Genomic DNA, 9,278 nt, shown 5'->3' on the forward strand with positions numbered 1-9,278 from the left:
GCGCCGAAGGTCAGCACCACGGCCATCTGCAGGAAGGCGCGGAAGAAATCGCGGATCGTGTCGGCGCCGTGCTCGGCGAAGCTTTCGGCGCAATCGCCGCCCTGCAGCAGGAAACCGCGGCCCTCGGCCACCTCGCCCAGCGCCTTCTTCAGACGGCGCGCCTCGCCGGCGAAGACCAGCGGCGGATAGGTCGCAAGCGCGGCCTCGGCCTCGGCAAGCTTTGCCTCATCAGGATATTCCGGCACCTGAAGGATCGGCTTGTGTCGCCAGCTTCCGGGTGTCCAGTTTTTCGCGCTGCTCATTTCAATCACCTGTCCTTGCCCGCCCGGCCTCTCGCCGGACATGCTCTCTCCCGATTTTTGGCGCGCTTATAGCCGCTTCCGGCTCTATTGTATACCCGCGCGATCATCGCCACTCCTGCCCGCCAGCTGGGCAGCGTTGTTTTTCAGAAGGGCGGCCAGCCGTTCTATGACCAGACGCACCTCGCGGCGATGCCGGTCATCGTCATGGGCGACGATGAAGAGCGGGTGCGTCAGTGCCTCGATCACCTCCCCTTCCCTCTCCAACTCTGAAAGGCCATCACCGACCCAGACCGGCAGCACCGCCTTGCCGGCCCCCGACATTGCGAGACGCGGCAACAGGTGGCGATCCTCGGTCCAGGTCATGATCGCGCCTTCGAAATTCTCGAACACGTAGCGGTCGCGCGGTTCGCTTGCCGCTGCTGTCCCCAACGAAATCCATGGAAGGTCTTCCGATCCCGCAGCCTTTGGCCGATAGACCGCGTAGGCCATCGCCACCGAAGGCAGAACCGCAATATTGCCGCTTTCCGGCCGTTTCGCCAGAACGACGACATCGGCTGCCCGAAATGTGAGGTCGGCGGAGGCGCCTTCCGAACTGCAACAGATGCGGAAACGATCGCCCTTTTGACGCACCTCGCCAAGATTGTCGGCGATAAGCGGCGAGAGCCAGCAATCAGTCGCGATGGTGACGAAAGGCAGGGCAAAGGCCTCTGCATGCCAGTCGGCAATATCGCTCGCGACCTCGCGCATCCTCTGCACCTGCTTCAACAGTTCCCGGCCATCATGGGCAAGCTCATACCCGCGCTGCGAGCGCAGGAACAGCGAGCGCCCTAGCGTGCGTTCCAGCGCCAGCATGCGCCGGCCGATCGTGGGCGCGGAAATACCGGTGCGCACGGCAGCGCCGCTCAGCCCGCCGGCCTCCGCCACCACATGAAAAAGCTGCAGATCGTCCCAGCTCGCCTCGGCCATCGACTGTCTCCGTTGTCAAACGGCCATCTTATACCGCCCCGCCCCGCAAGCGCGAACCGTTCACGGATGAAACGGGCCTTTCATCTGCGGCTCTACAGCCGCAGTCCTGCCGTCTCTAGCTTCCGGTCAAGCAGAAATGGAGAAAGCCATGCTCGACTGGTTCACCGTCGTCAGACAGCGGAGAACGCCGCCCCGCCACCCGCTCACCGATCCGCTGGAGGGCGAGGATTGGCGGGGCCACCAATGGATGGCGCGTCTGATCAGCCGCATTCTCCGGGAAAAGCGGGTCTAGACCCGCTCGCCATTCTTCACGCGGTAGCTCGGCTGGTACATCGTCACCAGTTCCTCGGATGCCGTGGGGTGAACGGCCATGGTGCGGTCGAAATCGTCCTTGGTGCAGCCGCCCTTCAGCGCAATGCCGATCAGCTGCGCCATCTCGCCGGCCTCATGGCCGAGAATATGGGCGCCGACCACCTTGCGGTCGGCCGCGTTGACGATCAGCTTCATCACCGTGCGCTCGTCGCGGCCCGACAGCGTTGCCTTCATCGGCCGGAACTTGGCGAGATAGACCTCGAGCTCCTCGTAGCGTTCGGCCGCGACATGCTCCGGAAGGCCGACCGTGCCGATTTCGGGCTGCGAGAACACCGCCGTCGCGATCAGGTCGTGATCCGGCTTGGTCGGGTTGTCCTTGTATTCCGTCTCGATGAAGCACATCGCCTCATGGATCGCGACCGGGGTCAGCTGAACGCGGTCGGTGACATCGCCCAGCGCCCAGATATAGTCGACATTGGTGCGCGAATAATCGTCGACCTTGATCGCGCCCTTGGCATCCAGTTCGACGCCGACGGATTCGAGACCGAGGCCATTGGTGTTCGGCTGCCGGCCGAGCGCCATCATCACCTTGTCGACGTTGAACACATGGCCGTTATGGGTCTGGGCCTTGAGCCTGCCATCGGCCGCCTGGGCGACCTCGACAATCGTGTCGCGGCAGATGACCTGGATGCCCTTCTTCTCCATCGCCTCGCGCAGATTGACGCGCATGTCCATGTCGAAGCCGCGCAGAATTTCCTCGCCGCGATAGATCAGCGTGGTCTCGACGCCGAGGCCGGCGAAGATATTGGCGAATTCAACGGCGATGTAGCCGCCGCCGGTGATTGCGATCGATTTCGGCAGTTCCTCCAGATGAAAGGCCTCGTTGGAGGAGATGCAGAGTTCGGAGCCCGGCATTTCCGGATGCGGGTTGGGATGACCGCCGACCGCGACCAGGATCTTTTCCGCCGTCACTTCCTGCCCCGAGGACAAGAGCCGGATGCGGTGATCGCCGGCAATCTCCGCCCGGGTCTCGAGAATCTCGGCGCCATTGGTTTCCAGACCCTTGCGGTAAAGACCTTCCAGCCGGTCGATTTCCCGGTCCTTGGCGGCAATCAGCGCCGGCCACGAGAAGCTGCGCTCGCCGACGGTCCAGCCATAACCGGCCGCGTCCTCGAAATGTTCGGGAAACTGAGAGGCATAGACGAACAGCTTCTTGGGCACGCAGCCGCGAATGACGCAGGTGCCGCCGAACCGGTATTCCTCGGCAATCGCCACCCTCTTGCCCATCGCGGCTGCAAGGCGGGCGGCGCGCACACCGCCGGAGCCGCCGCCGATCACAAACAGGTCGAAGTCATAGCGCGTCATGGGAGGGCTCCTTGCGGTGGGGGTATTCGGGAACAATCGATTTTGGCTGAATATGGCGACTTTCCGCCAAAAATAAAGCCCGCCGGGGTCGGCGGGCTGTTATGCAACGGGCGAATGGCCCTTTTACTGCGCGGGCACTGCCGGAACCTCGGTCGCCTCGACGGGCGTGCCGCCATCGGCTTCGATGCGCCGGTTCAATTCTTCCTGAGCCTGCTGGCTGAGATCGCGGGCAATGCCGCGCGCCCAGATATCGCCGGCCTGGCCAAGCTCGCGCGCGGCGATCGGCCCATACTGGATGAACTTCTTGCCGACATCGGAACTGTAGAACTCGGCAAGCTGGTTCAGTTCTTCCGCTGTGAAGATATTGGCGTAGATCTGCGCGCCTTCCTTTTCGAGATCGGCGCGGCGCGGCGCCAGCGCGATCGCCGTATCGGTGACGACCTCGTCGATCAGCGAGTGGTAGTTCGGATAGACCTGCGTCAACTGCGACTGGACGAGATCCGCCTGATTCGGCAGGATTTCGTCGAACTGGTTGTTGATCCCCAGCGCCTGGAGCGCGGCTTTGGCGGCGGCCTCATGCTCAGGCGAAATATCCTGCGCAGAAGCAACCGAAAAGGCGCCAAGTCCCATAATCGTCGCGGCGATGGCCACGGAAAGGCCGAACCTGGATTTCGTTTTCATAAAGGACTCCTGTCTACTCAGTTGCTTTGAGTGTACGTACACCGCCGTCGGATGCAACGATGGCGAGTGTCGCGATGTCGATGAACAGCCCGTGCTCCACAACGCCGGCAATGGCGTTGAGCGCGTCTGACAATGCCTGTGCATCGTGAATGCGGCCAAATGATGCGTCGATAATATAGTGTCCGCCATCGGTCATATAGGGCCCGTCGCCCGATTGGCGAAGGTCGAGCGAGCCTGAAAGATTGAGCCACGATGCGGCGCGTTCGATGGCAAGGCGGGTTGCGCCAAGCCCGAACGGCATAACTTCGATCGGCAGCGGAAAGGCGCCGAGGCAATCCACGACCTTGGTCTCGTCGGCAATCACGATCATGGCTTTCGAGGCGGATGCCACGATCTTTTCGCGCAGCAGCGCCCCGCCGCCCCCCTTGATGAGATTGAGCGCGGGATCGATCTCGTCGGCGCCGTCGATCGTGAGATCGAGTTCCGGCGTTTCGTCGAGCGAATTCAGCGTGATGCCGAGTTCCAGGCACTGGCGCGCCGTCGCCTCGGAGGTCGGAACCCCGATGACATTGAACCCGTTGGCAACCTTTTCGCCGAGGAGCGCGATGAATTCCCGCGCCGTGCTGCCGGTTCCGATGCCGAGCCGCATTCCGTCTTCGACATATTCAAGCGCGGTTTCCGCAGCCTTTATCTTCAATTGACGCGCATCCATGCGTCACATGCTCCTTTTGGCTAACGGTAAGGTGTTTACACGCCACGCGCGTCAAACAAAAGACCTTTTGCGCCAAGCCCGCGCCAAATGCTTGGCAGGCCCGCGACTGGCGGGTATGAACCGGGCCGGGAAGCGGACGGCGCGCGTCGTCTGCCGGAAAATGAAGGACCCGCGCCAATGCCCGCACCGCTCGCCATATTCGACCTCGACGGAACGCTGATCGACACAGCGCCGGATCTGATCGCAAGCCTGAACCACGCCATCGCCCCTGTGGGGCTTGCCCCCTACGGCGTCGAGGACACGAAGACACTGGTCGGCCGCGGCGTAAGGGTGATGATCGAACGCGCCTTCGAGCATCGCGACCGATCGCTCGACGAAGATACGTTCGATGCCTGCTTCGAACGCTTCAGCGAACACTATCGCGCGGGCATTCCCGGCGAAAGCCATCCCTATCCCGGCATCGTGGCGGCCCTCGACCGGCTGAAATCCGCGGGCTTTGACCTTGCGGTATGCACCAACAAGCGCGAATCGTTCACCATGCCGCTGCTCGATGCGCTCGATCTCACCGGCTATTTCACCGCGATCACCGGCGGCGACACATTCGCCTTCCGCAAGCCCGATCCCCGCCATGTGTTGGAGACCATCGCGCGGAGCGGCGGCGGTGTCGCCAACGCGGTCATGGTCGGCGACAGTTCCAATGATATCGATGCGGGAAAAGGCGCGGGCGCGGCAACGATCGCCGTCACCTTCGGCTACGCAGATCGCCCGGTCGCCGACATGGCCGCCGACCGGATGATAAGCCATTTCGACGAGCTGACGCCCGATCTGGCGCGCGCGGTGATTGCGCGGCAATAACGGCAGCAATGACCCGTAAAACGCAAAAGGCGCGCCCGCGGGGCGGACGCGCCTTTGTTGTTTAAGGCATTCTCCAGCGATCAGCTGCCGACGCGCGCCTCGCTCTCGGCATCCATGGCCCGCTTCAGATACATGTCGCGGTCATAGACGTCGTCGTAATACTGGACCTCGCCATTGGCATCCGGCCAGGCGGTGAAATAGGCGACATAGACCGGGAATTTCTCCGGAACGTCGACCGGGGTGTTCTTGCCGGTTGCGATATAGTCGTCGATATCCGACTCGGGCACGCCGAGAACGGCGGCGGCCATCTTGTTGGGGTCGGAAAGACGCACGCAGCCATGGCTCAACGCCCGCATGTCGCGCTCGAAATAGCTCTTCTGCGGCGTGTCATGCATGTAGATCGCGTGATCGTTGGGGAACAGGATCTTCAGCTGACCAAGCGCATTGCGCTCGCCCGGCGGCTGGCGCACATCGACCATCGGGGCGGAAGCCCAGTTGACGGAGGAGGACGAGACCCGGCGGCCATTATAGCTGACCTCGTAACCGATCTGGTCGAAATAGCTCGGATTGGCGCGCAGCTTGGGCAGATACTCGTTGACGACGATCGAGCGCGGAATGCCCCAATAGGGGTTGAATTCGACGGTTTCGATCTCATCCTTGAAGAAATAGGTCTGGTTGGTGGGGTTACCCACCACGACGCCCATGTCGAAGCTCTCGCCGTTATCGTCATGATAATAGACGCGGAAGGCCGGCTGATTGATGAAGACATAGCGCGGGCCGAAATCATCCGGCAGCCAGCGTAGACGCTCCATGGCATCAAGCACCTTCTGGGTGCGGTCGTCATTGGTTTCGACGTCGAAGGCCCTTACCGTGTTGGGGCCGACAACGCCATCGACATAAAGGCCCGCCGATTTCTGGAAGTCCTTCACGAGGGTCACCAGTTCGGGCGTGTATTCCTCGCTGACGCCGTCATAAGCCGCGAAGATTTCCGCGTGATCCACCTTGAATTCCGGCGAAGCCTTGCGCTCGATCGCCTTGACCACGCTCGGGACATTCTGGTTAGTCTGGCCCGGACGAATGAACACGCTGCCGGTGAAAACGATCGGCTCAACCACGGTTTCGGTGTTGCGCAGTTCGGCGAGCTCCGCCTTCAGGTCCTGGAAAAACTGGTTCTGCGGATTGTAGCTTTCGATGAACGCGGCAACGTCAACCTTTCCGGGGAGGCTGTCGATCGCTTCGCCGAGATCGACCGGGTTGCGCTTCAGATCGTGGAACTCGGAAATCCGGTTCGGGTCGACGCGGCCGCGCTTTGCATCCTGCATGTAGGCAAGCACTTTGGCGGAAAGGGCGAGTTCGAACTGCATCAGGGCAGCCTTTTCCTCATCCTCGTTCTCGGCCGCGAGCAGGTCCGGCAGTTGAACCTGGTAGTTGTCGGGCTCCAGCCCGAAGACGTCGGCATTACCGAGCGTCCGCATGGCAGCGCGGGCCTTCTGCGAAACCTTGCCGTCCTGCACCCAGATCAGCTCGCCGCCATTGGAATAATAGTCTTCAATCGCCGAAGCGACATCATCGATTGCCTTCACCTGGGCATCGGCGAGATACTGGCGCGGGTCATCCTGCGCGATCGCGACGGTGGTCTCCGTTTCGACGGCGTCGGTCATCGAGCCCTGATCGAGCGCGGCGACTTCCGTCGTCGTCTCTTCGACGTCCGCTTCATCGGGAGCGATCGAGCCGGTAACCACCGGATCGCGAATTTCTCCGATATCGATCATGCGAACGGGGTCGGCGCGATAGGCGTAGTATTTCGGCGGCGCGACCTTGGGGGCGGAGTAGGTGCGCTGGACCTGTTTCTGCTGCTGCACCTGAGGCTGCTGCTCGACCACCGGCGCGCGCTGCGATTCCTTCTGCCGGCCGCGCAGAATGTCCATCAGCGTCAGGGCGTTGGCCGCACTCGGCACGAAGGCGGCAGAAACCGCCACGGCCAGAGCCACAGATGAAACGCGAACTGAGAGTTTGTTGCGCAATGTTCTACCCCGTTTTGCAAGTCAACGATTTCATTGACATCCTATCCGCAAGCCCGTTGGCGAGCCAATAACATTTGCGCTATCTGTGCGCAAACCTTCTGGTTGTGTCATGGAAAAACAACACTTTGGTCCGCTTGCCGATCGATTGCCGTTCCGGATCAGCCTATCAAGCGCCTATTAACAGGGGCTTAAACACGAGCCATTTCTGTGTGCAACGCAACATGCGACGATTGATCCGGTCTACGGGATTTCAACGGTTCGACAAGGCACGGGTTCCCCCGAAAAAATGTTTCCTCGCCGTCTTTTATGCCACGAGACGAGGCTTTGCCGCGTCGACTATCCATTTTCGTCAGTTTCGGTTGGCAAATCGCCGATACTAATCGAATAAGTTTTCACCAATTATTGACAGAGCGGCACGGCGCGCGCGATTGCATATGCCGATTTTCGCAAGGACGATCGCCCATCGGGGCAATGGCAGGAGTAGAAACACCATGACCGCAACCCGTACAGAAACCGACACATTCGGCCCCATCGAGGTCGCCGCCGACCGCTACTGGGGCGCGCAGGCCCAGCGTTCGCTCGGCAATTTCAAGATCGGCTGGGAAAAGCAGCCGCTTTCCGTGGTCCGCGCGCTCGGCATCGTCAAGCAGGCGGCCGCCAGGGCCAACATGGCGCTCGACCGGCTGCCCGCCGAAATCGGCAACGCCATCGTCGAGGCCGCGCAGGAGGTCATCGACGGCAAGCACGACGATCACTTCCCGCTGGTGGTCTGGCAGACGGGTTCCGGCACGCAGTCGAACATGAACGCCAATGAGGTGATCTCGAACCGCGCCATCGAACTCCTTGGCGGCGAGATGGGCTCGAAGAAGCCGGTGCACCCCAACGACCACTGCAATATGAGCCAGTCGTCGAACGACACCTATCCGACGGCGATGCACATCGCCTGCGCCGAGCAGATCGTTCATCACCTGCTGCCGAACCTGAAGCACCTCCACGATGCGCTTGCCGCCAAGGAAAAGGAATTCGCCGATATCATCAAGATCGGCCGCACCCACACCCAGGACGCCACGCCGCTGACGCTGGGACAGGAATTTTCGGGCTACACCGCGCAGATCGCCTCCGCCATCGAGCGCATCGAACTGACGCTGCCGGGCCTCTACCAGCTCGCCCAGGGCGGCACCGCCGTCGGCACTGGCCTCAACGCGCCGGTCGGCTTTGCCGAGAAGGTCGCCAAGGAAGTCGCAGGGATCACCGGCCTGCCCTTCGTCACCGCGCCGAACAAGTTCGAGGTGCTCGCCGCCCACGACGCCATGGTGTTCTCGCACGGCGCCATCAATGCGGCGGCCATGGCCTGCTTCAAGATCGCCAACGACATCCGCTACCTCGCCTCCGGCCCACGCTCGGGCCTCGGCGAATTGTCGCTGCCGGAAAACGAGCCCGGCTCCTCGATCATGCCAGGCAAGGTCAACCCGACCCAGAACGAGGCGATGACCCAGGTCTGCGCCCATATCGCCGGCAACCAGGCCGCGATCGGCTTTGCCGGCAGCCAGGGCCAGTTCGAGCTCAATGTCTACAATCCGATGATGGCCTACAATTTCCTGCAGTCGGTCCAGCTTCTGGGCGATGCCGCCCGCTCCTTCACCGATCATTGCGTGGTCGGTATCCAGGCGCGCGAGGAAAACATCAAGGCCGGGGTCGAGCGCTCGCTGATGCTGGTGACGGCGCTGGCCCCGAAGATCGGTTACGACAACGCCGCCAAGATCGCCAAGACCGCCCACAAGAACAACACCACGCTGCGTGAAGAGGCGCTGGCGACGGGGCTTGTGACCGGCGAGGAATATGACGAGATCGTCCGCCCCGAACTGATGATCTCGCCCAAGTAACAGCGAGAATCCCGTACTCTAAAAGAGCGGCCGGGGCGACGGCCGCTCCGTTTTTTTGACAAACCTGTCCTCGAACTCGGCGTCATCCTCGTGCTTGACACGAGGATCCAGTCAACGCGGCAAGGGTTCGCAATAAGTCCATTGAAGTTCAATCACTTAAGTCGCCTGGATGCTCGGA

9 protein-coding genes are annotated in these 9,278 nt (G+C 61.8%); 3 read left to right on the plus strand and 6 right to left on the minus strand.

All coding sequences use genetic code 11. From position 1 onward, the window contains the following. Positions 1 to 302 (minus strand): 3-deoxy-7-phosphoheptulonate synthase (locus B4E36_RS10365; RefSeq protein ID WP_345900313.1); only part of this gene is annotated, 302 nt, incomplete at its 3' end. A gap of 84 nt (positions 303 to 386) precedes the next feature. After that, positions 387 to 1,268: a LysR family transcriptional regulator gene (locus tag B4E36_RS10370; RefSeq protein WP_292055060.1), complete on the minus strand. Its 882-nt coding sequence runs from the start codon at positions 1,266 to 1,268 to the stop codon at positions 387 to 389. Between the two features lie 148 nt (positions 1,269 to 1,416). On the opposite strand from B4E36_RS10370, the gene B4E36_RS10375 reads away from it, so the two are divergent. Continuing rightward, a complete protein-coding gene (locus tag B4E36_RS10375; protein WP_292055059.1) occupies positions 1,417 to 1,560 on the plus strand; it encodes a hypothetical protein in 144 nt (47 codons plus the stop codon). Here B4E36_RS10375 and gor read toward each other — a convergent pair. The 3 genes from gor to rpiA all read right to left on the minus strand — a co-directional run bounded on the left by gor (position 1,557) and on the right by rpiA (position 4,338). Then, positions 1,557 to 2,945 carry a glutathione-disulfide reductase gene (gene gor / locus B4E36_RS10380; RefSeq protein ID WP_345900314.1) on the minus strand — a complete coding sequence of 463 codons (1,389 nt, stop codon included), beginning with the start codon at positions 2,943 to 2,945 and terminating at the stop codon, positions 1,557 to 1,559. The two genes, B4E36_RS10375 and gor, sit on opposite strands and share 4 nt — an antisense overlap. A 123-nt stretch (positions 2,946 to 3,068) precedes the next feature. Then, positions 3,069 to 3,626, minus strand: coding sequence for a DUF2059 domain-containing protein (locus B4E36_RS10385; protein ID WP_292058822.1), 558 nt, complete (start codon positions 3,624 to 3,626; stop codon positions 3,069 to 3,071). A 13-nt stretch (positions 3,627 to 3,639) separates the two neighbouring features. Continuing rightward, positions 3,640 to 4,338, minus strand: coding sequence for a ribose-5-phosphate isomerase RpiA (gene rpiA, locus B4E36_RS10390; protein ID WP_292058824.1), 699 nt, complete (start codon positions 4,336 to 4,338; stop codon positions 3,640 to 3,642). A gap of 177 nt (positions 4,339 to 4,515) precedes the next feature. Between rpiA and gph the strand changes: the two genes are divergently transcribed. Further along, positions 4,516 to 5,193 carry a phosphoglycolate phosphatase gene (gene gph / locus B4E36_RS10395; protein WP_345900315.1) on the plus strand — a complete coding sequence of 226 codons (678 nt, stop codon included), beginning with the start codon at positions 4,516 to 4,518 and terminating at the stop codon, positions 5,191 to 5,193. A gap of 80 nt (positions 5,194 to 5,273) precedes the next feature. On the opposite strand, the gene B4E36_RS10400 is transcribed toward gph, so the two are convergent. Then, a complete protein-coding gene (locus B4E36_RS10400; protein WP_345900316.1) occupies positions 5,274 to 7,172 on the minus strand; it encodes a L,D-transpeptidase family protein in 1,899 nt (632 codons plus the stop codon). A 536-nt stretch (positions 7,173 to 7,708) separates the two neighbouring features. Between B4E36_RS10400 and fumC the strand changes: the two genes are divergently transcribed. Further along, positions 7,709 to 9,100: a class II fumarate hydratase gene (gene fumC / locus B4E36_RS10405; RefSeq protein WP_292058828.1), complete on the plus strand. Its 1,392-nt coding sequence runs from the start codon at positions 7,709 to 7,711 to the stop codon at positions 9,098 to 9,100. Positions 9,101 to 9,278 lie beyond the last annotated feature (178 nt).

It is taken from the genome of Martelella sp. UBA3392 (assembly GCF_002358775.1).
In the GTDB taxonomy this organism is placed as follows: domain Bacteria; phylum Pseudomonadota; class Alphaproteobacteria; order Rhizobiales; family Rhizobiaceae; genus Martelella; species Martelella mediterranea.

Excerpts from the sequence above, each read along its gene's own strand:
- B4E36_RS10370 (WP_292055060.1), bottom strand. The coding sequence starts at position 1,268 with ATGGCCGAGGCGAGCTGGGACGATCTGCAGCTTTTTCATGTGGTGGCG.
- B4E36_RS10375 (WP_292055059.1), top strand. The coding sequence starts at position 1,417 with ATGCTCGACTGGTTCACCGTCGTCAGACAGCGGAGAACGCCGCCCCGC.
- gor (WP_345900314.1), bottom strand. The coding sequence starts at position 2,945 with ATGACGCGCTATGACTTCGACCTGTTTGTGATCGGCGGCGGCTCCGGC.
- B4E36_RS10385 (WP_292058822.1), bottom strand. The coding sequence starts at position 3,626 with ATGAAAACGAAATCCAGGTTCGGCCTTTCCGTGGCCATCGCCGCGACG.
- rpiA (WP_292058824.1), bottom strand. The coding sequence starts at position 4,338 with ATGGATGCGCGTCAATTGAAGATAAAGGCTGCGGAAACCGCGCTTGAA.
- gph (WP_345900315.1), top strand. The coding sequence starts at position 4,516 with ATGCCCGCACCGCTCGCCATATTCGACCTCGACGGAACGCTGATCGAC.
- fumC (WP_292058828.1), top strand. The coding sequence starts at position 7,709 with ATGACCGCAACCCGTACAGAAACCGACACATTCGGCCCCATCGAGGTC.